Consider the following 22,710-nt stretch of genomic DNA (forward strand, 5'->3'; position numbering starts at 1 on the left):
GGCTCCTCCTGGGGGAAGGCCGGGACGGCAGCGTCCCGGCCTTCGCTCAGAGGTCTTCGGCGAGCTTCCCGCCGAGGCCCCAGTGGTCCTTTTCGACGTCGGTGACGATCACCGTCACCGCCGCTTCCGGGCACTTCGCGAGCCGGGAAACGGTGCCTGTCACCTCTTCGACGAGCTGACGGCGTTCGGGCTCACCGGCCCCCTTCCACCAGCTGACCTGCACGACCGGCATGGCGGTCCACCTCCTCTCCGGTTTTCGTGTCGCCACGGCGGTCGAGTCCCACCGCGGCCAGGGCGACGGCCAGCGAAGCCACCGCCAGCCCGGCGCCGATCCAGCTCGGCGAAAGCAGCCCCGCACCGGCGCTGATGCCGAGGCCACCGAGCCACGGGCCGAGCGCGTTGCCGACGTTGAACGCCGAGATGTTGCTGGTGCTCGCCAGGGTCGGCGCGCCTTCGGTCTCGTTCATCACCCGCGTCTGCAGCGCCGGGTTGATCAGGAAGCTGCCGATCCCGAACAGGAACAGCGTCGCGATCATCGCCGGCTTGCTGTGCGCGGCGAGCGAGAACGCGCCGAGCATCACGGCCAGCACGAGCAGGCCCGCGCACAGCGTGCCCATCAGCGAGCGGTCGGCGAACCGGCCGCCGAGCACGCTGCCGAGGAAGGTGCCGACCCCGAACAGGGCCAGCAGCGGTGGCACCGAACCGGACGAGAAGCCGGTGACGTCGGTCAGCAGCGGCGCGATGTAGGTGTACGCGGTGTAGAGCGCGGCCTGGCTGAGCATGGTCGTGCCCAGCGCCAGCCACACCTTCGGCTTGCGGAACGCGGCCAGCTCGTGGCGCACGCCCAGGTGGCCGGCGCGCGGCTGGTGCGGGACCAGCGCGACGACGCCGATGAGGTCGATCACGCCGAGGACGGCGATCGCCAGGAACGTCGCGCGCCAGCCGAAGTGCTGGCCGATGAACGTGCCGAGCGGGACACCGGCGATGGTGGCGATGGTCAGGCCGCCGAACATGATCGCGATGGCGCGGGCGCGTTTGGCCGGTTCGACCAGCCCGGCCGCGACCACCGCGCCGATACCGAAGAACGAGCCGTGCGCGACGGCGGTGACCACGCGGGCGGCCATCAGCACGCCGAACGACGGCGCGAGCGCGGCGACCACCTCGCCGACGACGAACACCACCAGCAGTGCGACGAGCGCCGCCTTCCGCGGCACCTTGGTGGTCGCCGCGGTGATCAGCGGCGCGCCGACGACGACGCCGAGCGCGAACAGCGAGATGAGCAGCCCGGCCTGGGGCAGGGAAACACCGAAGGCGCCGGACAGTTCCGGCAGCAGGCCGGCGATCATGAACTCGGTCGTCCCCAGGCTGAACACAGTCAGCCCGAGCACGAACAGGGCGATGGGCATCGTGACTCCCGAAGGGGTTCGGTGCGCGGTCAGGGCTTCGCGTCGAGGGCCGACAGGCCGGCTTCGGCGATCTTGACGTCGTCGGTCCAGTGGGCACCGGAGACGCCGATCGCCCCGACGAGCTCGCCGTCGACCACGATGGGCAGGCCGCCGCCCATGCCGACCAGGCGGTCGATCGCGGTGGGCGCGGCCGTCCGCAGCACCGGGTCGGCGTCGAGCACCTCCGACCACTTCTGGGTCGGCATCCCCGACGACGCGGCCGTGTAGGCCTTGTCCTGCGCGACCTGGACGGCGTTGAGCTTCGCCCCGTCCTGCCGCAGGAACGCCTTCAGGTGGCCGCCTTCGTCCACCACCGCGACGGCGAACCGCTTGTCGGTCCCCTTCGCGGCCTCGTCGGCCGCGCGGACGATCTGCCAGGCCAGCTCGTCGCTGACGGACGACCGGCGCTGCACGTGAGGCATGACTGAACTCCTTCTCGGGTTGGCGCTGTCTGTGGGCTCCGTTCGACCGTAACAAATCTGGATTGATCGGTAAACAACAGGGGGGTTGATGACGTGCCCTGAATCAGCAACTTCCTGGGAAAACGCCGAAAAATTTACCTCAGCGGCCAGCCATTGTTGATCAATCAGTCCAGATAACGACTCCTGTTGTTGACCGATCGTTCCACCATCTTTAGACTGGACCCATGCCACGCGTCCGCGAGTTCGACACCGACGAGGTGGTCCAGAAGGCCATGGAGGTCTTCTGGCGCCAGGGGTACGAGGCCACCTCGATCCAGGACCTCGCCGAGGCGACCGGGCTCGGGCGCGGCTCCCTCTACGCCGCGTTCGGGAGCAAGCACGGCCTCTACGAGCACGCGCTGCAGCGGTACGTGCGGCAGACCACCGACGCCACGCGCGAATCGCTGATGCGGCGGGTGCCGATCCGGCAGGTGATGCGCGACCTGCTGCTGGGCCGGATCGACGACGCGCTGAAGGAACCCGGCCGGCCCGGCTGCCTGCTCGTCATGGCGATCACCGAACGGGTACCGCACGACGACGTCGCCAACCGGATCGTGTGCGATGCGATCGCCGCGTTGCAGGACTCCTTCCACGGCACCCTGCACCTGGCCCGCGGCATGGGCGAGCTGCCGCCGGACACCGACATCCCCGCGGTGTCGAACTTCCTGGTGACGATGATCCAGGGACTGCGGGTGATGAGCGCGGTCTGCCGCGACAAGCCACTGCTGGAACAGGTCGTCGACACCGCTTTGCTCGCCATTCCGCAATAAGCACCGTTTCCACACCCGACTGGCGGCCACCGCGAGGTGGCCGCCTTTTTTCTTGTCCAGGAAAAGTCGATCATGCGTGGCAGGCCATTCGGTTTCAACCAGCCGACATCAGCGGAACCATCCGTAAAACCCGGACTTGCGGGAAGTAACCGCACGACGTATGTGACATCCTTCACAGCAGGCGCCCGACTCGGGGTTTCCCCGTGGTTTTGGGCAAACCGGCGGACATCCCCGTTCCCTCGTTCGGCGGACACCGATTTTTACTGAATCGATTCAGTCAATATCTCCTACTCCATTCGAGGCGATTACCGGCGGCTGTTCACAAATTTGCAACATTCCGCCGGGCTATGTACGGTCGTCACCGGAAGCCGAATCAATGATCTGATCATGGTTAATTGATCAATCCGCTTCCCATCCATTGGCAAATCGTCAGCAACTGATTGGACCTGGGATGCTCACCGACCAGATTCAGGGGACGATCGTCCGCGCCGCGGACTTCGTCTTCGCACCGTTCGACTGGGGGCGCGTCGCCGAGCCGGTCGGCCCGGCCATGGGGGCACGCAAGGTGACCCTGCTCGTCGTGGAGGTCGCACCGGGCAAGACCTGGCGCCTCGGCTGGGCCCTCGAAGAGGAGAACGTCGCGGTCGTCTTCGCCGGCTCCGGCCACGGCGACGTCACCGGCCACCGCACCGAGGTCGAGCGCGGCTCCGCCCTGCACTCGCCGACCGGGCGGACGCTCGAGCTCGAAGCCGGCGACGACGGCCTGACCGCGTACGTCTGGCGCACCCGGCTGGAGGGCGGCGAGCCCACCGGCACCGCGCCCCGGCTGCGGAACGACCTGTGGAACACCGAAACGCAGCTGCACGGCTTCAGCGGCACCGGCGAGGTGACCGCCGACGAGAACACCGCCGTCATGAACTTCCTGTTCTGGCCCGGCACCGGCAGCGCGCGGCTGTGCCTGCACTGCGGGATCCAGGAGCCGGGGCAGACCTTCAACGTCCACCAGCACCCGGACAGCGAAGAGGCCTTCATCGCTTTCGAAGGCGACGGCCAGATGTTCCTGATCGACCGCTGGCACGACGTCTCCCCCGGCGACGTGCTGTTCGCCGCGCCCGGCGTGCCGCACGGCACGCGCAATCCGGACACCGCCGCGAAGCGGTTCGCCACCTGCGGCGGTCCCACGCCGTTCGACCCCGTCCTCTACGCCCGTGCGGGCGTCTCCGCGGAGGTGAAGTAGTAGTCATGTGCCGGATCTATGGACACCTGGGCGGTGACCTCGCGCACCACCACCTGCGCGCGGTTTCGGCGCTGCAGCGGCACGGCGGCCCGGATGCCCGGTTCAGCGCGGCCGGGGACGGCTGGGCGCTGGGCAACAACCGGCTGGCCATCATCGACCTCGACGGCGGCGAGCAGCCCTACCGGCTCGGCCGCGACATCAAGGTCGTCTTCAACGGCGAGATCTACAACCACACCGAGCTGCGCCGCGAGCTGCACGCCGCCGGCTACGTCTTCCACGACCACTGCGACGGCAACGTGATCCCGGCCCTCTACCACCGGTACGGCCTGGACTTCGTCGACCACCTCGACGGGATGTACGCCATCGCGGTGCTCGACCTGCGGGCCGAGCCGAAGCTGGTGCTCGCGACCGACGACGCGGGCATGAAACCGCTGTACTACCACGAAAACGGTCACGAGCTGTACTTCTCGTCGGAGCTGCCGGCGCTGCTGAGCGTGCCCGGCGTGCCGTGGGATCTGTGGGAGGAAGGTCTCGACAGCTACCTCACCACCAAGACGCCGTTCGGCGAGCGGACGATGTTCGACGGCGTCCGCGTGCTGCCGCGCGCGGCCACCGCCGTCTACACGCGCTCGGGCGGGCTCAAGATCTCGAAGCGCGCCGAAAGCGCGTTCCCGGCCGAGGACGGCGGCGACCTCGCCGCGGCCGGTGCCCGGGTGCGCGAGATGCTGCGCGCCGAGACCCACCGGCTCGCGCTGGCCGACGTGCCGATCTCGACGATCACCAGCGGGGGCCTGGATTCCAGCCTGGTGACGGCCCTGCTGGCGGAGAAGGTCCCGCACGTGCACGCGTTCAACATCGCCTACACCGGCGACTGGCCGTTCGACGAGAAGCGCTACGCCCGCGAAGTCGCGGCGCGCAGCGGCGCCACCTACCACCAGATCGAGGCGGACCCGGCGACGTTCCCTGGCCTGCTCGACGAGGTCGTGTGGCACCTGGGCCAGCCGAACGCCGACCCGATCACGCTCAGCACGTACCTGCTGTTCCAGGGCGTGCACGACGCCGGGTTCAAGGTGACGCTCTCGGGCGACGCGGCGGACGAGATCTTCGGCGGCTACGGCCGCATCCGCGACGCGCTGCTCGGCACCGAGGACTGGCCGAACGGGTACGTCGAGGCGCTCGCCGCGGTGCCGTCCGCGCTGCGGCAGCGGCTCTACACCGACGACTACCGGGAACTGTTGCGGCAAAAGGGAACCGAAGCCGAACGCATCGAGCGGCGGCTGCGCGCCGACGGCGGCGACCGGCTGGCCGCGATCACCGGGTTCGAAGTGGACGAACGGCTGCCCGCCTACCACCTGCGCCGCGTCGACCACCTGAGCATGGCCCACTCGGTCGAGGTGCGGCTGCCGTTCTGCCAGCGGTCGGTGACGCGCCTGGCCCGCCGGCTGCCTGCCGAGCACCGCGTGCGCGGCCGGGAGGTCAAGCGCGCGCTCTACGCGGGCGCCCGCGGCCTGGTCCCGGACTCCGTGCTCGACCGGCCGAAACAGCCGTTCACGCTGCCGATCACCGCCATGCTCGTGCCGGGGCAGCCGTTGCACGGCTACGCCCGCGACCTGCTGTCCGGTCCGTCGCTCGCCCTCGGCGGGCAGCTGGACCCGAAGGCCGTCGCCGGGCTGTTCGATGCCCAGGCCGCCCGGCCCAACGACGAGTCGGCGCTCGCCATCTGGTCGCTGCTCATCCACCGGATCTGGACCGAGCAGCTGGCCCGCGGCGGCGCCGGGGAAAGGAGGGCGGCCTGATGCTCGCCCACATCGCACACGCCCACGGCAGCCCGAGCTCCACGCTGGTGCTGCCGGCCGAACAGTTGCCGACGTCCGAGGAAGCGCTTGCGCAAGCGCTCTCCGACGGCGTCGCCTGGCTCGCCGAGCACGGCTTGGCCAAGGTCACGAAGATCGCGCTGGTGTCGGTCTCCGAGCACCCGCTGTTCGATCTCGACTACCGGTTCGTGCAGGTCATCCCCGGCGATCCGGTGCGGTTCGACTTCCGCGGGAGCTGCGGGCACTCGGTGCTCTCGTCGGTCGTCGTGGCCAGCAGGCTCGGCTGGCTCCCCCGGCTCGCGCCCGGCCACCGCGCCCGGGTGCGCGTGCTCAACACCGAGGACCACGTGGTGTGCGAGGTCGACGAGTGCGTCCGCGACCGGACGACGTTCACCGCGCACTTCCTCAACCACCCCGCGGTGCCGCTGCACGAGCTGCTGCCGTTCGGGGAGACCACCACGGACCTGCCGTACGAGGACGGGATGATCCGGGTCAGCGCGGTCTCGGCCGGGAACCCGTACCTGTTCCTGTCCGGCCACGACCTCGGCGTGGACACCCCGGAGGAGCTGTTCGCCGCCGGTGAGCCCCTGTTCCGCACGATGAGCGCGATCCGTCGCGCAGCCGCGCACCAGTACGGCTACCCCGTCGGCGGCGCCTTCCCGAAGGTGGCCGCGGTCCTGCCGGACGGCGAGGACGGCCTCGCGGTGCGCGCGGTGTCCGTGCCGTCGTGGCACCCGACGATCGCGCTGACCGGCGCCGTCTGCCTCGGCGCGGCCCGCCGGATCCGCGGCACCATCCCGTTCCACCTCGCCGGCGGCGAGACCCGGCGCACCGCGCCGCTGCGGATCCGCACCGCGGGCGGCTGCACCACCTCCGCCGCGGCGGTGACCGGGCACGACCACGACAGCGAGCTGTCCTGGGTCAGCGTCCCGGAGAAGACGGTGTCGTTCACCGGCGCCGTGTCCATCGACTCGTTCGAACCCCACGTCCTGAAGGAGGACTCGTGCCTGCTGTCGATCTGACCGCCCCCGCGAGGCTGGGTGTCGACGAGCTGGTCGACGTGCTGGAGCAGCATGCCGTCGCGGCCGACGAGGCCGGCCGGCCCGCGCCGGAGGTGCTGGCCGCGCTGCGGGACTCGCCGCTGCCCGGCCTGGTCGTCCCGAAGTCCTACGGCGGCGCCGGCGCGGACGCGCTGGAGTCCAACCGGATGATCGCGCGGATCGCCCGGCACGACCCGTCGACCGCGATCATCGCCTTCCAGCACATGGCCGTGTGCAGCCGGATCGCCGAGTGGGGCAGCGACGAGCAGCGTGCCGAACTGCTGCCGAAGCTGGCCTCCGGCGAGTGGCTGGCCGCCTCGGCGTGGAGCGAATCCGGGGCAGGCGCGGCGAAGAAGAACCTGTCCACCATCGCCGACGAGCTGCCCGGCGGCGGCTGGACGGTCAGCGGCGGCAAGGCGTTCACGACCGGCGCCGGGATCACCGACATCTACCTCGTGCTCGCGCAGAGCACGCCGGTGACCGACGACGACTCCGCGTACGGCTCCGGCGGGCAGAGCTTCTTCCTGGTGCCCGCGACGAACCCGGGCATCGAGCCGGACCTCAGCCTCGACCTGGTCGGCATGCGGGCGTCGGCGACCGGGTTCGTCGAGCTCAAGGACTGCCGGCTCGGGCCGGAGGCGCTGCTCGGGCCGCGGGACGCCGCGAGCACGATCATCGCCGGCGTCCGGCAGTCCGGGGCGACGCTCGGTGCGGTGTCGACCGGCATCGCCGAAGCCGCCTGGGACCTCGGTTTCCAAGCGGCCCAACGGAAGTCACTGCTCGAACTGCAGGCGGTCCGGCACCGGCTGGTGGACCTGCGTGGGCAGGTGGAGTCCGCCCGCGCCCTCGTCGAACGGGCCGGCCGCCGCGACGGCACCGACCCCGGCGAAGTCACGCTGCACAGCAAGATCCACGCCTCCCAGGTGGCCGAGGAGGTCGTCGCGAGCGTCGCGCGGCTGCTCGGCAGCACCGGGTACGTGGTGACCAACCCGATCAACCGGATGGCCCGCGACGCCCGCGCCGTCGCGCTGATGGGCCCGACCAACGACCTGAGCCGAGAGCTGGTGAGCTTGCCATGGGCCGCGTGAAAGACCACGACCTCGTCGTGCGGGGCGGCCGGGTGACCGGACCCGACGGCGTCCGCGTCGCCGACGTCGCCGTCAGCGACGGGAAGATCGCCGACGTGCTCCCCGCCGGGAGCGGGGTCACCGGCACCGAGGAGATCGACGCCGGCGGCCGGCACGTGCTGCCCGGCCTGATCGACTCCCACGTGCACTTCCGCACGCCGGGCCTGACGCACAAGGAAGATTGGGCGCACGCGTCGCGCGCCGCGGTGGCCGGCGGCGTCACCACGGTGTTCGACATGCCGAACACGCGCCCGGCCACGTTCACCCCGGACGACGCCCGGGCCAAGGACGCCGAGATCCGGGGCAGCAGCCTGGTCGACTACCGCTTCCACGCGGGCGTCAACCCGGACGACGTCTCTTCGCTCGAGGCGTTCGAACCGGCCGAAGCGATGACCGCGAAGGCGTTCCTGACCGGGCACCACACCGCGCCGCACGTGCTGCGCGACCCGGGACGGCTCGACGAGCTGTTCGCCCTCGCCGCGCGCAAGGGCCTGCGGCTGCTCTTCCACGCCGAGGACGACGACGTCTTCAAGCTGCTGGACCAGTGGCAGGGCAAACCCGCGGCGTACGGCGACTACGAGCGGTTCCGGCCGCGCTCGGGCGGGATCGTCGCGGTGGCCAAGCTGATCGAGCTGGCCCGGCGGCACGGCACCGCGGCGCACGTGCTGCACGTGTCCAGCCGCGAGGAAGCCGACCTGCTCACCGCCGCCGGGGCGACCGGGCTGCCGGTCACCTGGGAGGTCACCGGGCACCACCTGTCGTTCACCGCGGCCGACACCGCCCGCTACGGCTCCCGGATCCGGCTCAGCCCCGCCATCCGCGGGCAAAGCGACCAGGACCGCCTGTGGGACGCGGTGCTGCGCGGCGAAGTGTCCACTGTGGGCAGTGACCACGCACCGCACGCATTCGCGGACAAGGTGCTCGACGCCCCGGACGCGCCACCCGGGCTGCCGGGGGTGCAGGAGCTGTTCCCGGCGCTCTACACCGGCCTGCGCCGCCGGGTACCGGACGCCACGCCGGACGAGCTCCTGCCGATCGTCACCCGGCTCATGGCCGCCGAGCCGGCGCGGCTGTTCGGGCTCGCCGGCCGCAAGGGCGCCATCGCCCCCGGCTTCGACGCCGACCTGGTGCTGTTCGACCCGGCGCGGAACTGGTCGTTCGAGCACGGCGACGTCCAGGCGAAGTGCGGCTGGACGGCGTACGCGGGCTGGCTGTTCACCGGCCGCGTCGAGCGCACGATCCGCCGGGGCCGCACGGTGTTCTCCCGGTCCGCGGATGCCGGCGTGGACTTCGGCGCGGCCGACGGCGAATGGCTGACCCCCGCCGCGGTGGAGGCCGTCCGATGACCGCGGCGCTGCTCGACGAGTTCAAGGACGCGATGGCGGCGCTGGCCGGCGGGGTGTGCGTGGTGACCGCACTCGACGCCGACGGCACCCCCCGCGGGTACGCAGCGACGTCGGTGACGTCGGTGTCGATGCGCCCGCCGCTGCTGCTCGTCTGCCAGGCGAAGACGTCGAGCTCCTACGAGCTGTTCTCGCGTTGCACGCACTTCGGCGTCAACGTGCTGACGGCGGAGCAGGCCGAGCTGGCCGCGCTGTTCGCCACCCCCGGCGCCGACCGGTTCGGCGGCACCGGCTTCGAAACCGGTGAACACGGCACGCTGCTGCACCCGGACGCACTGGCGAGCGTCGAATGCCGGCGCCGCGACACGGTCGACGCCGGCGACCACGGCCTGCTGCTGGGCGAGGTGTGCGCGGTCCGCACCCGCCCCGGCGACCCCCTCGTCTACCACGGCCGGCGCTACCAGCGCGTCCGGCCCCTGTTCCGGAGGTGAACCATGTTCGAGTTGCCTGAACGCCCCGGCCCCGAGCCGCGCACCCGCGGCCCGGTCCCGCACGGCCAGCTCAACCAGATCGCGCCGACCACGCTGCAGGAGGAGCTGTGGCAGCGGATGCGTTCCCTGGCCGGCGTCTACCTGGCGCCCACGCACGTGCCGTACCCCGAGGCCAGGGCGATCCACCTGGCACCGGAGTTCGGCACCGGCCCGGACGACGCGTTCATCAAGAACAGCCGCGAGTTCGCGCACCTGCACCCCCCGCAGGACGGCAGCCTCCACATGACGCTGCCACCACTGGTGAAGAAGGTCGTGACAGAGGCCGGCTGGGGTGTCCCGCACCCGATCCAGAACACGCAGCTCGTGTACGGCCCGCGTGACCGCGACGAGATCGAGCTGGTGTGGCGGGTGTTGCTGGAGTCGTACGCCTACGCGCGGGGCCGGCACACGGGCTGAGCGCGGCGTGGGGGGGGGTGCGGGGGCGGGGGGACCCCCCCCGCCCGGGCGGGGGGGGCGCGCCGGGGGGGGGGGGGGGGGGGGGGGGGTGTGGGGGGGGCGCCCCCCCCCCCACGGCCGGGCCGGTTCACGTCCGCGCGCCTTCGAAGCTCCCTGTCTCGATTCCCAGCGTGTTCAGGCTGCTTGGCCGTCAGTGCTCTTTCACCGGCCGAACGACCAATAGCGACTTTCGCAGTATGACCAGCGAATCAGACGAACAGGCGCTCCGCTGCGCCGCCGTCGCCCGGAGACCTCGAAGGGTCAGGCGCGCGGACGGGCCTTGCGGCCGGTCACCTTGTTGTAGATGACCAGGACGATGACCGCGCCGATGACCGATCCGATCCACCCGGCCGGCTGGAAGCCACGGATGCCCACGGTAAGCAGGCCGAACAGGAAACCGCCCACGACCGAGCCGACGATGCCCAGCACGATCGTTCGCAGCAGGCCGATGTCGTCCTTGCCCGGCACCAGGGCTCGCGCGATGAAACCGGCGATCAGGCCGAACAGGATCCAGCCCAGGATGGTCCAGAACATCGCTTCCCCTTGTGATCGATCGAGCGAACGTGATCACGATACGAAGAACGGTTCACCGGCGCCACACGGCAGTGAACCGGCCGCTTCCGCGCCGCGAGAATTTTGGGCGCTTTATCCGGAACCATGGACTCCGCAACGGCGTTGGGAGGTTATCGATCACGACCTGTCGAAGGAGAAGACTCCCGGATGGTGTTCAAGAAGATGTTGCAGAAGATCGGCGTCGGCGGCGTTTCGGTCGACACGGTGCTGAGCGACCCGCGCTGCCGGCCGGGTGCCCCGCTGACGGGCGAGGTACGGCTGACCGGCGGTGAGGCCGACGCCGAGATCGAGCACATCGCACTTTCGCTGGCCACTCAGGTCCACAACGACCGGGGCGGCCGGTCGCAGGCGGAGTTCCACCGGGTCGTCGTCGCGGGCGTCACCCGGCTGGCCGCCAAAGAGCAGCGCACCATCCCCTTCACCGTTCCGCTGCCGTGGGAAGCTCCGGTGACCGAGGTGTCCGGCCGGCGGCTGCCCGGTATGGAACTGGGGTTGCGCACCGAGGTGTCGATCGCCAAAGCGGTGGACAAGGGCGACCTGGACCCGGTGATCGTGGAACCGCTGCCCTCGCAGGATGCCGTGCTGGAGGGCTTCGGACAGCTCGGTTTCACCTTCAAGTCCGCCACGGTGCAGCAGGGGCACGCCTACGGGGTCCGGCAGGAACTGCCGTTCTTCCAGCAGCTCGACTTCTCTCCTTCGGGCCAGTTCGGCGGCCGGGTCCAGGTGGTCACCCTGACGCTGGTCACCACCCCCGCCGACGTCACGGTGCTGCTGGACGCCGACCGGCACATGGGCGCGTTCGGCGCCGGTGGCCAGGGGCGGTTCCAGGCCACGCACGAGGAATCGGCGGAGCAGGAGTGGGCCGCCCGCATCCACGACTGGCTCGCCCAGGTCGTCGAGGCCCGGCAGGCCCAGATGATGCACTCGGGCTACGGCCAGCCGGGTTATGGGCAACACGGGTACGGCCACCGGGAACGGCGCGGGCCCGGCATGGGTGGTGTGGTGGCCGGAGTCGCCGGCGGTGTCGTGGGCGGCATGCTGCTGGGCGAGATGCTTGACGGCGACGACGACGGGGGCGACGAAGGCTGACCAGCCGGAACCACCGGACGGGTGAGACCAGAATTTGGTCTCACTCCTCTGTTGTGCGGCATCGGGTGCCACACCGGTCCGGCGCCGGTGCTGATGGGTCACACGGCATCGAGCCGTCGATCACCCGGTTCAGCCGGCCGGACGCGACTGCGGGTCGGCGAGCCAGCGGCTCTTGAACTCCTTCGGCGCGGCGACGTCGAGCCGGTCGCACGTCAGCGTCGTGCGCGCGTTGATCGCCTTGATCTTTCCCCCTGCTGCGGCATGACGCCGCCGGCCACGCGCCGGCCGTCCGGGCCCGTGACCGTGGCCGGGAAGGCTTCGCGGGCGACGAGCACGCCGCCGATCACGGCGAGGACCACGATCACGGCGAGGACCCAGCCCCAGGCCGGGAACCCGCCACCGGAGTCGCTCTGCCGCTGGGCGCGGCAGCTGAGGCGACCAGCACGATTCCCCGTGGCAGGGATGATCACCGGGAGACGGGCCAGCGACGGTGGTGGCGGTCGATGACGAACTCGTGGCTGTGCCGGTATACGCCGTCGCCGACTTCGGTGGCATCTTCGAGGTGGTCGTGCTCGGCGAGGTCGTCGTGGGTGTGCTCGATGTACGCGGGATCGCGCCGCGGCCAGGCGAGCGCGGCGGTGACCAGCCCGGTGGCCGCGAGAGCAGCCAGCACCGACCAGGCCGCGGTGAACCCGGCCGCGGTGGCGACCCAACCCGCGATCGGGTAGGCCAGCAGCCAGCACGCGTGCGACAACGAGAACTGGGCGGCGAAGACCGCGGGCCGGTCGCTCGCGGTGCTGGAACGGCGCAGCACCCGCCCGACCGGCGTCAGCACGAGACCGGTCCCCGTCCCGATGACCGCCCACAGCACCAGGACCGCGGCCCAGCGCCAATCCCCCGATGACGCCGTGGACAGCGCGATCGCACCGGCGATCCCGGCGAGCAGCACCACTGCGCCGGTCAGCAGCACCCGGCGTTCGGGGACGCGGCCGAGCACCGGCGGCAGCAGCAGGGCGACGACCATCGTCCCGACGCCGTTGCCCGCCAGCAGCAACGCGACGTCGGCCTGCGAGCGGCCCAGCTCGCCCTGGACGTAGTTGACCGTGTTGACCATGACGACCGACCCGACCGCCGCGACCACCAGGTTGACCCCGAGCACGCCGCGCAGCCGCGGGGTCGCGGTGTAGATCCGGACCCCGGCCAGCGTGCGGTCCCAGACGCCGCCGCGATGGCTGCGGACGGCGTCGGGAATCCGAGTGGTCACCACCAGGACCGCCGACACGACGAAGCCCACCGAGGTGCCGGTGAACAGCCAGTGGAAGCTCACAACGGTGAGTACGGCCGCGGCGAGCATCGGGCTCAGCAGGCTTTCCGTGGTCGAGGCCAGCTGGGACGCCGACAGCGCCCGCGTGTAGTCGCGTTCGCCGGGCAGGATGTCCGGCAGCACGGCCTGGAACGTCGGGGTGAAGGCGGCCGAGGCGGACTGCAGCACCACGATCAGCACGTAGATCTGCCACACCTGCGTCACGAACGGCAGCGCGAGCACCACCAGCGCGCGCACGACGTCCAGGCAGACCAGGAAGGCCCGCCGTGGGACGCGGTCGGCGTAGGCGCCCGCGATCGGCGCGACGGTGACGTAGGTGATCATCTTGATCGCCAGCGCCGTTCCCAGCACGGCGCCGGCCTCGGCGCCGGCCAGCTCGTAGGCCAGCAGCCCGAGCGCGACGGTCGTCAGGCCGGTCCCGAACAGCGCCACCAGCTGGGCGGTGAACAGGTGCCGGTAGTCCCGGTGTGCGAACAGCGAGGGCATGACGGAAGACTCCTGGGTGACGACGGTTCGCCTCCATGATAGGTGCACATGTACGCACACGACGAGTCTGGTGACCAGTGGTCCCAGTTGCCGCCCGCCGCGCAGGTGGAGGCGGCCACGAATTCACTGCGCATGCTGGCCGACCCCGGCCGGATGCGGATGCTGTGGCTGCTCAGCGGCGACGAGTACGACGTCGCCTCGCTGGCCGAGGCGGTCGGTATCGCGCGGCCCGCGGTTTCGCAGCACCTGGCGAAGCTGCGGCTGACCGGGCTGGTCAGCCAGCGCCGCGACGGGCGGCGGGTGCTCTACAAGGCGCGCGGCGGGCACGTCCGGCGGCTGCTGGTGGAGGTGCTGAACGCCGCCGATCACCACTTGCACGACATCCCCGACCACGACTAGCTGTGCTGCTGCTTCTGGTCGTTGACACCCTTGGGATTGGGGGTTGGATCTTCTGGAGCAGCTTCTCATACGGGGTCTGGCCGCCCAGGCCGCCGTGCGGGCGGGTAGTTGTAGTCCTCCCATTCCTTGAGCCGTCGAACGGTCCCGGAAGACCTGCCGCACGCTGCCGAAGGACTCCGTGTTCGCCAGCCTGGTCCTCGGCGGCACCGCGGTGTTCTTCTCCGGCGACGGCGTGTTCCCGGTCGAGGCCGGGAACCTGGTGCTCGACGAGACCGAGCGGCCGTACCTGTTCGCGTTCTCCGCACCGATGCGCCAGATCCTGGCGGACATCCCGCGCACGGTCTTTCACGGAGCGCTGCCGGCCCGGCGGCGTGCCCGAGCCCACGGTGCTCGGCACGCGTTCGACGGCCGAGACGGCGGCCGTCTCGGCCCCGCGCTCGGTGGCCGACGCGCTGGCCACTCTGCTGGAGCCCTGGCAAACCCGCAGTAACCAAAGATGCGGTCAACCCGGCAGCTCAACCACGACCAGCGCACCTCGCCCATCCCCCGGATCGTCGAACCGGGCACGCCCGCCGTGTGCGGCCGCGATGTCCGCGACGATCGCCAGGCCGAGTCCCGAACCCGGCAGCGACCGAGCCTCGGGAGCCCGCCAGAACCGCTCGAACGCGGCCTCGCGGTGATCCGGCGGAATACCGGGGCCCTGGTCGGCGACGGAGATCCGGCCGGGTGCCGAACGGACCGTGATCACCGACCCCGCCGGCGAGAACTTGATCGCGTTGTCGAGCAGGTTGAGCACCATCCGCTCGAGCGCGGCCGCGTCGCCTCGCACCCGCCACTCGGCGCTTTCGACTTCGAACTCGTGGTCCTGGGCACGGCTCGAAGCCCGCCGGACGGCCTGCCGGACCACGACCGGCATCGCGACATCGGCGTGCTCCAGTTCGCGCTCGTCGCGGGCGAGCACCACCAGCTCGGTCACGAGGTCGCCGAGCTCCTCCGCCTGCACCTGCAGCCGGTCCAGCGTCCGGGCGCGCTGCCCGTCCCCGAGCGGGCGGCCGGTGTGCTCGCTGCGGGCCAGCAGCTCGATGTTCGTCCGGAGGCTGGTCAACGGGGTGCGCAGCTCGTGGGCCGCGTCCGCCACCAGCGCCTGCTGACGCCGCCGCGACTCGGCGAGCGCGCCGGTCATCGCCGCGAACGCCCGCCCCAGCCTGCCCACCTCGTCTCGGCCGGACACCGCCACCGGGAGATCGAGGTTCTGGGTCCGGGCGATCTCCTCGGCCGCCCCGGTCAGCCGCGCCATCGGTTCCAGGGTCCGGCGGGTCAGCAGCAGCCCGGCGGCGGCCGCGAGTGCCGCCCCGACGAGCGACACGATGATCAGGACGTTGGCCAGCCCGTTGAGCGTGCTCTCGACGTCGGCCAGACTGCGCGAGATGACCAGCACGTTCCCGTCGCCGACCGGACCCAGCAGGACCCGCACCGGCGTGCCGGACTGCGTGTAGCCGTCTCGCAGCGTCACCGCGCGCGTCGTCCGGTCCGATGCCGCCAGCGTGACCGAGTCCACGCCCGCGGGCGCGCAGGTCGTCCCGTCGGGCTTGAGCAGCTGCACGCCTTCGAGGAACCGCTGCAACGGACGGCCCCGGTTCACCGCGCGGCACAGGTCGGCCCAGTCGGGTTTCGGTGCCGCGGGATCCTGCGCGCCGGGTGGCGGCCAGCCGCCGAGCAGTGTCTCGTCCAGCTGCGCACGCAGGTTGTGCTGGGTGGAGACGTAAGTGACGGTGCTGATCGACGCGATCGCGAACGCGACGATGGCCGCCGTGATCAGCGCGACGCGGCTGCGCAGCATCCGCGGCCTCACGGTGCCCGCAACACGAACCCGACACCGCGGACGGTGTGCAGCAGGCGGCTCGCCCCGCCCGCCTCCGTCTTGCGCCGCAGGTACCCGACGTAGACGTCGAGGTTGTTGGTGCGGCTCGGTTCCCGCCCCCACACGGCCTGCCTCAGCTGGTGTTTGGTCAGCACCTTGTCCGGCGCGTCGAGGAACGCGGTCAGCAGGTCGAACTCGGTCGGGGTGAGGTCGAGGCGCCGCCCGCCGCGGGTGACCTCGCGGGTGCTCGGGTCGAGCGCCAGGTCACCGAAGCGGCGGATCTCGGGGACACCCCGGCGGTGGCGGTTCTGCTTGAGCAGCGCGCGGACGCGGGCGAGCAGCTCCTCCAGTGCGAAGGGCTTGACGAGGTAGTCGTCGGCGCCGGAGTCGAGGCCGGTGACGCGGTCACCGAGCGCGTCACGCGCGGTGAGCATCAGCACCGGCAGCCGCTCCCCTGCCGCCCGGATCCGGCGGCACGTCTCCAGGCCGTCGATCTCGGGCATCATCACGTCGAGGATCACCAGGTCAGGCTTCGCCTCGCCGGCGACGGCCGCCAGCGCCGTCGTCCCGCAGGTCGCCGTGCCCACGTCGTAGCCCTCGAACTCCAGGCTGCGCTGCAAACTTTCCCGCACGTCGGGGTCGTCGTCCACCACCAGCAGTCGCACCGGCCAGAGGTTACGCGGTGATTCTGTGTGCGAGCTGTTGATCTCACCGGGTCCGGTGAAAGATCCACCTCTCATGATTCTCTCAGGTTAATTCCAGGCCATTCTCACGACCGGTAGCCCACCGTGAGAGCTACGTAACCGGTCACACAGCGTCGTGCTCGACCGCAAGAGACCCAGAACGGAGGAAGCATGTCGGTCGGCGCGACCGGAGGCCTCACGACCTCCCCCGAACAGCGTGCTGTGACAACCACGGTGGACATCGTCGTCCCGGTGTACAACGAGGAGCGCGCGCTGCCGGGGTGCATCCACGTGCTGCGCGAGTTCCTCCGCGACCAGTTCCCCTTCGACTGGACCATCGTGGTCGCGGACAACGCCAGTACCGATCGGACCCTCGAAGTCGCGGAGGCCCTGGCCCGCGACGACGAGTCCGTCCGCGTGCACCACCTCGACCGCAAGGGCCGCGGCCTGGCCCTGCGTGAAACCTGGCGGGCCAGCACCGCCGACGTCGTCGTGTACATGGACGTCGACCTCTCCACCGGGCTCGACGCGCTGCTGCCGCTGGTCGCCCCGCTGGTCAACGGCCACTCCGATGTCGCCATCGGCTCGCGGCTGGCCCCGGGGGCGCGCACGGTCCGCGGACCGAAACGCGAGTTCGTCTCCCGCTGCTACAACGGGCTGATCCGGCTCAGCCACGGCGCCCGGTTCTCCGACGCGCAGTGCGGCTTCAAGGCCGCGCGCACCGACGTCGTCCGGCCGCTGCTGGACCACGTCGAGGACGACGCCTGGTTCTTCGACACCGAACTGCTGCTCCTGGCCGAGCACAACGGGCTACGCGTGCACGAGGTCCCGGTCGACTGGGTCGAGGACACCGACAGCCGCGTCGACGTCACCAAGACCGCCCTCGACGACATCCGCGGGCTGATCCGCGTCGCCCGCGCGAAGGCGGCCGGGACGGCGCGCGTGCCGGACCTCCCCCGCCGTCCCGCCCCGCGCGCCGCCCACCCGGACGCCGTCCTGGGCACGCCGAGCGGCGGCCGGCTCTGGGAAATCCTGTCCTTCGCCGTGGTCGGGGTCGTCTCCACGATCGCGAACCTGGTGCTGTACGCGGTGTTCCGGTTGTGGTGGCCGGTGCTGGTGGCCAACCTCGTCGCGCTCGTGCTCACCACGCTCTTCAACACCGAAGCCAACCGCCGCTTCACCTTCGCCGGCGCGAGCACGTCACGGGGCAAGGCGCACCTGCAGGGGCTCGTCGTCTTCGGGCTGTACTACGCCTTCACCTCCGCCGCGCTGCTGGCCCTGCACGGGTTCGACCCCGAACCGGGCCGCGCGCTGGAGCTGACGGTGCTGTTCGCCGCCTCGGTGCTCGGCACCGCGGGCCGGTTCGTGCTGCTGCGCAGCTGGGTTTTCCGCAGTTCCCCGGGAAAGGACGAAGAATGACAGTCGCCGCCGAACAAGCGGCACCGGCCGGTTCCGTCACCACCCCCTCCCGCACGCGGTGGCGGGTCTGGGCACTCGCCGGGATCTGCGTCGCCGCCGCCGTGCTCTACGCGTGGCGGATCGGCGCGGGCCAGCTGGGCAACACATACTACTCGGCCGCCGTGAAGTCCATGACGAGCAGTTTCACGAACTTCCTGTTCGGCTCGTTCGACCCGTACGGCGTGTTCACCGTGGACAAACCGCCGATGTCGCTGTGGCCGCAAGCGCTTTCGGTGCTGGCGTTCGGATTCCACGGCTGGTCGCTGCTGCTGCCGCAGGTGATCGAGGGCGTCGCGGCGGTGTTCCTGCTGCACCGCACGGTCCGGCACTGGGCGGGCGAGAACGTCGCCCTGCTGGCCGCGCTGATCCTGACGCTCACCCCGATCACCGTGGCGATCAACCGGGACAACAACCCGGACACGCTGCTCGTGCTGCTGCTCGTCGCCGCGGCATACGCGTTCACGCGCTCGGTGAAGGCGGACACGAGCCGCGCGCGGACACGCTGGCTGCTGTGGTGCGCGTTCTTCATCGGCTGCGGGTTCGTCACGAAGATGATGCAGGCGTGGATCGTCGTCCCCGGGTTCGCGCTGGCGTACCTGGCCGGCACGCGCGCGCCGGTCAAGCGGCGGATCGTCGACCTGCTCGGGGCGGGTGTCGTGCTGTTCGCGTCGTCGTTCTGGTGGGCGGCGCTGCACGACTGGTGGCCGGGATCGAAGCCCTACATGGGCGGCAGCACTGACGGCACCGCGTGGAACCTCATCTTCGGCTACAACGGCTTCGGCCGGGTCTTCGGCGGCGACGGCAACCTCGGACCCGGTGGTGGTGGCGGCGGCGCGCGGCCGGATCTTCCCGAAGGGATGAGCCTGCCGTCCGGGATGGGCGGCGGCATGTTCGGCGGCGACACCGGGCTCGGCCGGATGTTCAGCTCGTCGGTGGGCGGGCAGATTTCGTGGCTGCTGCCGCTCTCGCTGTTCGTACTGGTGGTCGTCGCCATCCAGGGCGTGCGGGCGAAAGGATCGGGTGACCCGGCTTCGCGGGCCGGCTGGTTCGCCTGGGGCGGCTGGCTTCTCGTGACGGGGATCGTGTTCAGCTACGCCCAGGGCATCTGGCACCCGTACTACACGACGATGCTCGCCCCGGCGATCGCGGCGATCTCCGCGGCCGGGCTCGCGCGGTTCTGGCGCGCGTACCGCGGGGACGGGGCGGCCTCGTGGCTGCTGCTGCCCGGCGCCGTCGCTCTCACCACGGTGTGGGCGTTCGTGCTGGCGGGCCGCGATCCGTCGTGGCACGGCTGGACCCGCTGGGCGGTCCTCGTCGCGGGCGTGGTCACGCTGGCCGTGTTGCTCGGGGCGCGGCTCGTCGAGACGCGCCGGCTGGTGGTTTCCCGGGTGGCGTTGGTGTTCGGGCTGGTGACGGTACTGCTCGTGCCCGCGGTGTGGTCCACCGCCACCGCGGCGACCGGCGAGAACCTCGGCACGATGCCGGCCGCGGGACCGAGCGGCGGCGGGTTCGGCGGTATGCGCCCGGGCGGGTTCCCCGGCGGTTCGGGAGACCTGCCGCAGTTCCCCGGCGGCACCGGCGGGTTCCCGGGCGGCATGTCGCAGCTGCCCGGCGGCACCGGCGGCTTCCCCGGCGGCGCCCTCCCGGAAATGCCGGGCGGCTCGGGCGGCGGTTTCGGCGGTATGGACGGCAAGCTCACCGACGAGCAACGCCGCGTCCTCGACTACGCCCGGCAGCACAAGGGGAACGCGGAGATCACCCTGGCCGTCGATGCCTCGGCGATGATGGCCGCGGGCTTCATCATCGGCTCCGACGAGACAGTCATCGGCATGGGCGGCTTCTCGGGCATGGACGACTCGCCCTCGGTCGATCAGCTCCAGCAGTGGACCGCCGAAGGCAAGCTGAAGTTCGTGCTCGGCACCGGGTCCGGCGGACGCGGCGGCGGACTGCCCAGCATGAACAGTGGGGCCGGCCAGCGGCGGCAGCAGTGGATCACGCAGCACTGCACCGAGGTCGACCCGGCTGCCTATGGCGGGCAAGCCCAGCAGCAGGGTCAGCAGCAAGTGGAACCGATGGGAGCACAAACCCTCTACGAGTGCCGTGCATGAGCGGCGTTGCCGTCCCGGACGCGCCCCCCGGGCGGGGCCGCCACCCCCCCCCCCAACCCCCCCGGGGGGGGCGGGGCGCCCCTGCGGGGGGGCGCCCCCCCCGCCCCCCCCCGGGGCCCGGCCCCCCACCCCCACCGCCAAGCCGGCCGGGCGGGAGCGGGCACACCGCCGACAACCCGGCGACCAGATCCGGAACGTCGAAGATCATGTCCGCGAGCGACGCCATCCGGACCACCTCGTCATCGAGCAGGCACGTGACCGCGGCATCGGGGTCGACCTCCCGGTCGACGCGGTCGACGCGGTCGCCCGGCAGCTCGACGGTCTCCTGTGGACCGGCGACGCAGGCCGGGAACTTGGTGCACACCAACAGGTCGTCCGGTGGCTCGAACCCGGCCGTCGTCGAGCAGCCGGAGGCCGCGCTCCACACCGACGCACTGGTCACCCTCGCCGCCACGCGCGCCTTCCCCGATCGAGCCGCCCTCGGGAGGCTGATGAGCGCCATGCATCACGGCGTCCCCAACCGGCATTGGACCGCCCCGGAGCCGGTCACCGATAGTGCTGGGCATGGGCGCAGACGCCGTGACGGAGGTTCGCCGATGACCAGCTCCCCAGCACCAGGAACCGCCGAGCCGGCCCGTGCCGCTTCGCCGTTGACGATCAGCGAGCAAGGCGCGTTCTGGGTCGGTGCCGGGCGCAAGCCGACCGAGGCGGGGACCGCCGCCGAGGCCGCGATGTACGTCCAGTCGGGCCACCCGGCGCGCGACCTCGGCGAACGCCGGGGCGGCCGGCGAGTGGCCCGTCTTCGGCCTCGATCACCGATCCCTCGCCGACGACCTGGGCATCAGCTCCGTGTACGTGCGCTACAACTCCGGCCGGCACGTCTCCGGCAACGGCGGCGACCTCGTCACCCCCGCTGACCCGACTCGCCGCTTCATGGCCGGTGCCCCGGCACCGACATCGTCCTCATCGGACACTCCATGGGCGGACTAAGTGCCCTCTACCAAGCACAAGAGCGGAGCGCGCCGTGGCTGCCTCTCGCGAGCCGGCCCGCCTGCCCGGGCACCCCGCACACCGGAGCGCCGCTGGAACGCCGCGTCGCCCAGCTTGCCGGTTTCCTTGACAAATCCTCCCTGACTGCGGCGCCGGCTACCACAGGCCATCACCCATGCGCAGATGGTGGTGGGCGTCGGCGCTCCCGGTCGCAACCTCCGCGTTCCGGCGCCGGTAGACGACCAGCAGCAGGACCAGGCCCGTGACGCTCAGGGCGTGGGTCGAGATCCGCCCGGTGATCGGCAGGCCGCGAAAGAGGTCGCTCGCCGAGGCGACGCCGAGCACGACGGTCAAGCCGCAGTAGAACGGCAGCCAGATGCCCGCCAGCCGTGGGTACAGCGCCACGCACAGCAACCCGGCGCCCAGCGCGAGATTCCAGGAAACACCGGCGAAGCCCGGCTGGACGGGGTACGTCATCCCGGGCATGCCCGCCATGTCGGCATGCGCGCCGGCGGCCAGGAACAGCGTGCCGAACCCGAGCCCGGCCTGCACGAGGGCGATGAGCGCGAGGGCGTACCGCACAGACCACTTCCGGGCTGCGGGCCGCCGGGTGTCCTCCGCGAGAAGTGTCGTCACACCAGGGACACGGCTCCCGGGCCGGATCGGTTGAAGTGATCTCGAGTGGTCGTCACGTCTCCGCGCCCCGCCAACGCACCCTGCTACGTCTGGCGCACTCGGCACGGCGTCCAGCTGTGGCTACCCGAGACAGGCAGCCCGGTCGATCTCGCCGACCGCGACCACAGGGCGCTGCTGGCCACCCAATCGCAGCGTGAAGTACTCCGCACTCGCCACCGCGTCCTGGCAGCGATGCACAAGGCAGCGGCGCGGCCGGCGCCGCGGGTGCCGGGCGAGCAGCGACCGTCGGCTCGAGGCTGCAGCGCCGAGCTTCGGCCCCGCCCTGCAAGATGCCTTCGTCTGCGTCGTCATTCCTCCGCTCCCGTCAGCCGGACTTGGCCTCCTGGATGGCCGCGACCGCGGCGTGCGGATCGGGTACGGTGATCGTCACGCTCCGACCGGTGTGCAGGACCAGCCGCAGAGCAGGCCCGCTCCGGGCCGTGAAGTAGGTGTGACCGGGGGTCCACCAGTGGCCGAGAAACAGGGACCACAGCGGCGACAGGTCGATCACCCCGGCGCGGTCGATCTCGACCAGCCGGTAGGTGCGGCGCGGCCAGCCGAACGCTCCACAGTGGACCGACACCCCGTTGGGTCCTGCCGTCGTCCGGACGCTCACTCCGGTCAGGGCGGTGAAGAGCACGGCCATGGTGGCCACCACCAGCGTGATCGCGGGGCCGCCCGAGTCGAGCCAGCCGCCGTGCGACAGGCTTCCGAGGGCCACCAGCGGCACCATCAGGGCGCCGAAAGCCACCACCAGCGGCCAGTTCGTCACCCGGCCGGTGTAGATCGAGTACCGGCCTGGGCCGGGCAGTGCGGATGCCGTCATCGAGCACCATCCCCT

Annotated in this window: 24 protein-coding genes; 13 read left to right on the forward strand and 11 right to left on the reverse strand. The window is 71.3% G+C overall.

The features are described 5' to 3' along the window. Positions 1-46: 46 nt before the first annotated feature. The 3 genes from I4Q55_RS45545 to I4Q55_RS45555 are packed head-to-tail and all read right to left on the reverse strand — an operon-like array spanning position 47 to position 1,867. Positions 47-232, reverse strand: a complete 186-nt coding sequence (locus I4Q55_RS45545; RefSeq protein WP_206797120.1) for a tautomerase family protein — start codon at positions 230-232, stop codon at positions 47-49. Then, a complete protein-coding gene (locus I4Q55_RS45550) occupies positions 192-1,406 on the reverse strand; it encodes a Cmx/CmrA family chloramphenicol efflux MFS transporter (protein ID WP_206797121.1) in 1,215 nt (404 codons plus the stop codon). The genes I4Q55_RS45545 and I4Q55_RS45550 overlap by 41 nt, the downstream gene beginning before the upstream one ends. A gap of 29 nt (positions 1,407-1,435) precedes the next feature. After that, entirely contained in the window at positions 1,436-1,867 is a 432-nt protein-coding gene (locus I4Q55_RS45555) for a heme-binding protein (RefSeq protein WP_206797122.1), read from the reverse strand. A gap of 224 nt (positions 1,868-2,091) precedes the next feature. Here I4Q55_RS45555 and I4Q55_RS45560 point away from each other — a divergent pair, with 224 nt between their 5' ends. The 8 genes from I4Q55_RS45560 (at position 2,092) to I4Q55_RS45595 (ending at position 10,184) form a co-directional block, all read left to right on the forward strand. Further along, entirely contained in the window at positions 2,092-2,676 is a 585-nt protein-coding gene (locus I4Q55_RS45560; protein WP_206797123.1) for a TetR/AcrR family transcriptional regulator, read from the forward strand. A 451-nt stretch (positions 2,677-3,127) separates the two neighbouring features. Next, entirely contained in the window at positions 3,128-3,913 is a 786-nt protein-coding gene (locus tag I4Q55_RS45565) for a cupin domain-containing protein (protein WP_206797124.1), read from the forward strand. A gap of 5 nt (positions 3,914-3,918) precedes the next feature. Further along, complete coding sequence (gene asnB / locus I4Q55_RS45570; RefSeq protein WP_206797125.1) at positions 3,919-5,709, forward strand: asparagine synthase (glutamine-hydrolyzing); 1,791 nt, start codon at positions 3,919-3,921, stop codon at positions 5,707-5,709. Continuing rightward, complete coding sequence (locus I4Q55_RS45575; RefSeq protein ID WP_206797127.1) at positions 5,709-6,749, forward strand: PrpF domain-containing protein; 1,041 nt, start codon at positions 5,709-5,711, stop codon at positions 6,747-6,749. The genes asnB and I4Q55_RS45575 overlap by 1 nt, the downstream gene beginning before the upstream one ends. Next, positions 6,731-7,855, forward strand: a complete 1,125-nt coding sequence (locus tag I4Q55_RS45580; protein ID WP_307793479.1) for an acyl-CoA dehydrogenase family protein — start codon at positions 6,731-6,733, stop codon at positions 7,853-7,855. Before I4Q55_RS45575 ends, I4Q55_RS45580 begins: the two co-directional genes overlap by 19 nt. Beyond that, the gene (locus I4Q55_RS45585) at positions 7,852-9,240 is read left to right on the forward strand and encodes a dihydroorotase family protein (protein ID WP_307793480.1); all 1,389 of its coding nucleotides are present in this window, start codon (positions 7,852-7,854) and stop codon (positions 9,238-9,240) included. Before I4Q55_RS45580 ends, I4Q55_RS45585 begins: the two co-directional genes overlap by 4 nt. After that, positions 9,237-9,728: a flavin reductase family protein gene (locus tag I4Q55_RS45590; protein ID WP_206797131.1), complete on the forward strand. Its 492-nt coding sequence runs from the start codon at positions 9,237-9,239 to the stop codon at positions 9,726-9,728. The genes I4Q55_RS45585 and I4Q55_RS45590 overlap by 4 nt, the downstream gene beginning before the upstream one ends. A gap of 3 nt (positions 9,729-9,731) precedes the next feature. Beyond that, positions 9,732-10,184, forward strand: coding sequence for a luciferase family protein (locus tag I4Q55_RS45595; protein WP_206797133.1), 453 nt, complete (start codon positions 9,732-9,734; stop codon positions 10,182-10,184). A gap of 300 nt (positions 10,185-10,484) precedes the next feature. Here the strand turns inward: I4Q55_RS45595 and I4Q55_RS45600 are convergent, their stop codons facing one another. After that, entirely contained in the window at positions 10,485-10,757 is a 273-nt protein-coding gene (locus tag I4Q55_RS45600) for a GlsB/YeaQ/YmgE family stress response membrane protein (RefSeq protein ID WP_206797135.1), read from the reverse strand. 186 nt (positions 10,758-10,943) lie between these two features. Between I4Q55_RS45600 and I4Q55_RS45605 the strand changes: the two genes are divergently transcribed. Further along, complete coding sequence (locus tag I4Q55_RS45605; protein ID WP_206797137.1) at positions 10,944-11,885, forward strand: sporulation protein; 942 nt, start codon at positions 10,944-10,946, stop codon at positions 11,883-11,885. Between the two features lie 212 nt (positions 11,886-12,097). Here the strand turns inward: I4Q55_RS45605 and I4Q55_RS45610 are convergent, their stop codons facing one another. Together I4Q55_RS45610 and I4Q55_RS45615 are read right to left on the reverse strand one after the other, a co-directional pair. Continuing rightward, entirely contained in the window at positions 12,098-12,355 is a 258-nt protein-coding gene (locus I4Q55_RS45610; RefSeq protein WP_206797139.1) for a hypothetical protein, read from the reverse strand. Next, complete coding sequence (locus tag I4Q55_RS45615) at positions 12,352-13,695, reverse strand: MFS transporter (RefSeq protein WP_206797141.1); 1,344 nt, start codon at positions 13,693-13,695, stop codon at positions 12,352-12,354. The genes I4Q55_RS45610 and I4Q55_RS45615 overlap by 4 nt, the downstream gene beginning before the upstream one ends. A gap of 48 nt (positions 13,696-13,743) precedes the next feature. Here I4Q55_RS45615 and I4Q55_RS45620 point away from each other — a divergent pair, with 48 nt between their 5' ends. Continuing rightward, on the forward strand, positions 13,744-14,094 hold the full coding sequence (locus I4Q55_RS45620; protein ID WP_206797143.1) for a metalloregulator ArsR/SmtB family transcription factor: 351 nt from the start codon (positions 13,744-13,746) through the stop codon (positions 14,092-14,094). Positions 14,095-14,272: 178 nt separating this feature from the next. Beyond that, a complete protein-coding gene (locus I4Q55_RS45625; RefSeq protein WP_206797145.1) occupies positions 14,273-14,584 on the forward strand; it encodes a hypothetical protein in 312 nt (103 codons plus the stop codon). A 12-nt stretch (positions 14,585-14,596) separates the two neighbouring features. On the opposite strand, the gene I4Q55_RS45630 is transcribed toward I4Q55_RS45625, so the two are convergent. Next, positions 14,597-15,934, reverse strand: a complete 1,338-nt coding sequence (locus tag I4Q55_RS45630) for a HAMP domain-containing sensor histidine kinase (RefSeq protein WP_206797146.1) — start codon at positions 15,932-15,934, stop codon at positions 14,597-14,599. A gap of 8 nt (positions 15,935-15,942) precedes the next feature. Beyond that, entirely contained in the window at positions 15,943-16,620 is a 678-nt protein-coding gene (locus I4Q55_RS45635; protein ID WP_307793481.1) for a response regulator transcription factor, read from the reverse strand. A 189-nt stretch (positions 16,621-16,809) separates the two neighbouring features. On the opposite strand from I4Q55_RS45635, the gene I4Q55_RS45640 reads away from it, so the two are divergent. Then, positions 16,810-18,057, forward strand: a complete 1,248-nt coding sequence (locus I4Q55_RS45640; RefSeq protein WP_206797148.1) for a bifunctional glycosyltransferase family 2/GtrA family protein — start codon at positions 16,810-16,812, stop codon at positions 18,055-18,057. After that, a complete protein-coding gene (locus I4Q55_RS45645) occupies positions 18,054-20,204 on the forward strand; it encodes a glycosyltransferase family 39 protein (RefSeq protein ID WP_206797149.1) in 2,151 nt (716 codons plus the stop codon). The genes I4Q55_RS45640 and I4Q55_RS45645 overlap by 4 nt, the downstream gene beginning before the upstream one ends. On the opposite strand, the gene I4Q55_RS51160 is transcribed toward I4Q55_RS45645, so the two are convergent. From I4Q55_RS51160 to I4Q55_RS45660, 3 genes are all read right to left on the reverse strand, one after another. Beyond that, positions 20,089-20,706 carry a fumarylacetoacetate hydrolase family protein gene (locus I4Q55_RS51160; protein WP_206797151.1) on the reverse strand — a complete coding sequence of 206 codons (618 nt, stop codon included), beginning with the start codon at positions 20,704-20,706 and terminating at the stop codon, positions 20,089-20,091. The two genes, I4Q55_RS45645 and I4Q55_RS51160, sit on opposite strands and share 116 nt — an antisense overlap. A gap of 644 nt (positions 20,707-21,350) precedes the next feature. Further along, positions 21,351-21,830, reverse strand: a complete 480-nt coding sequence (locus I4Q55_RS45655) for a hypothetical protein (protein WP_206797153.1) — start codon at positions 21,828-21,830, stop codon at positions 21,351-21,353. Between the two features lie 364 nt (positions 21,831-22,194). Continuing rightward, a complete protein-coding gene (locus I4Q55_RS45660; RefSeq protein WP_206797154.1) occupies positions 22,195-22,695 on the reverse strand; it encodes a hypothetical protein in 501 nt (166 codons plus the stop codon). Between the last annotated feature and the right edge of the window lie 15 nt (positions 22,696-22,710).

The sequence above is a fragment of the Amycolatopsis sp. MtRt-6 genome (assembly GCF_017308975.1).
Classification (GTDB): Bacteria; Actinomycetota; Actinomycetes; order Mycobacteriales; family Pseudonocardiaceae; genus Amycolatopsis.

Bases quoted from the DNA above. Each gene is read 5' to 3' on its own strand.
- I4Q55_RS45545 (WP_206797120.1), bottom strand. From the start codon at position 232: ATGCCGGTCGTGCAGGTCAGCTGGTGGAAGGGGGCCGGTGAGCCCGAA.
- I4Q55_RS45550 (WP_206797121.1), bottom strand. From the start codon at position 1,406: ATGCCCATCGCCCTGTTCGTGCTCGGGCTGACTGTGTTCAGCCTGGGG.
- I4Q55_RS45555 (WP_206797122.1), bottom strand. From the start codon at position 1,867: ATGCCTCACGTGCAGCGCCGGTCGTCCGTCAGCGACGAGCTGGCCTGG.
- I4Q55_RS45560 (WP_206797123.1), top strand. From the start codon at position 2,092: ATGCCACGCGTCCGCGAGTTCGACACCGACGAGGTGGTCCAGAAGGCC.
- I4Q55_RS45565 (WP_206797124.1), top strand. From the start codon at position 3,128: ATGCTCACCGACCAGATTCAGGGGACGATCGTCCGCGCCGCGGACTTC.
- asnB (WP_206797125.1), top strand. From the start codon at position 3,919: ATGTGCCGGATCTATGGACACCTGGGCGGTGACCTCGCGCACCACCAC.
- I4Q55_RS45575 (WP_206797127.1), top strand. From the start codon at position 5,709: ATGCTCGCCCACATCGCACACGCCCACGGCAGCCCGAGCTCCACGCTG.
- I4Q55_RS45590 (WP_206797131.1), top strand. From the start codon at position 9,237: ATGACCGCGGCGCTGCTCGACGAGTTCAAGGACGCGATGGCGGCGCTG.
- I4Q55_RS45595 (WP_206797133.1), top strand. From the start codon at position 9,732: ATGTTCGAGTTGCCTGAACGCCCCGGCCCCGAGCCGCGCACCCGCGGC.
- I4Q55_RS45600 (WP_206797135.1), bottom strand. From the start codon at position 10,757: ATGTTCTGGACCATCCTGGGCTGGATCCTGTTCGGCCTGATCGCCGGT.
- I4Q55_RS45605 (WP_206797137.1), top strand. From the start codon at position 10,944: ATGGTGTTCAAGAAGATGTTGCAGAAGATCGGCGTCGGCGGCGTTTCG.
- I4Q55_RS45615 (WP_206797141.1), bottom strand. From the start codon at position 13,695: ATGCCCTCGCTGTTCGCACACCGGGACTACCGGCACCTGTTCACCGCC.
- I4Q55_RS45620 (WP_206797143.1), top strand. From the start codon at position 13,744: ATGTACGCACACGACGAGTCTGGTGACCAGTGGTCCCAGTTGCCGCCC.
- I4Q55_RS45630 (WP_206797146.1), bottom strand. From the start codon at position 15,934: ATGCTGCGCAGCCGCGTCGCGCTGATCACGGCGGCCATCGTCGCGTTC.
- I4Q55_RS45640 (WP_206797148.1), top strand. From the start codon at position 16,810: ATGTCGGTCGGCGCGACCGGAGGCCTCACGACCTCCCCCGAACAGCGT.
- I4Q55_RS45645 (WP_206797149.1), top strand. From the start codon at position 18,054: ATGACAGTCGCCGCCGAACAAGCGGCACCGGCCGGTTCCGTCACCACC.
- I4Q55_RS51160 (WP_206797151.1), bottom strand. From the start codon at position 20,706: ATGGCGCTCATCAGCCTCCCGAGGGCGGCTCGATCGGGGAAGGCGCGC.
- I4Q55_RS45660 (WP_206797154.1), bottom strand. From the start codon at position 22,695: ATGACGGCATCCGCACTGCCCGGCCCAGGCCGGTACTCGATCTACACC.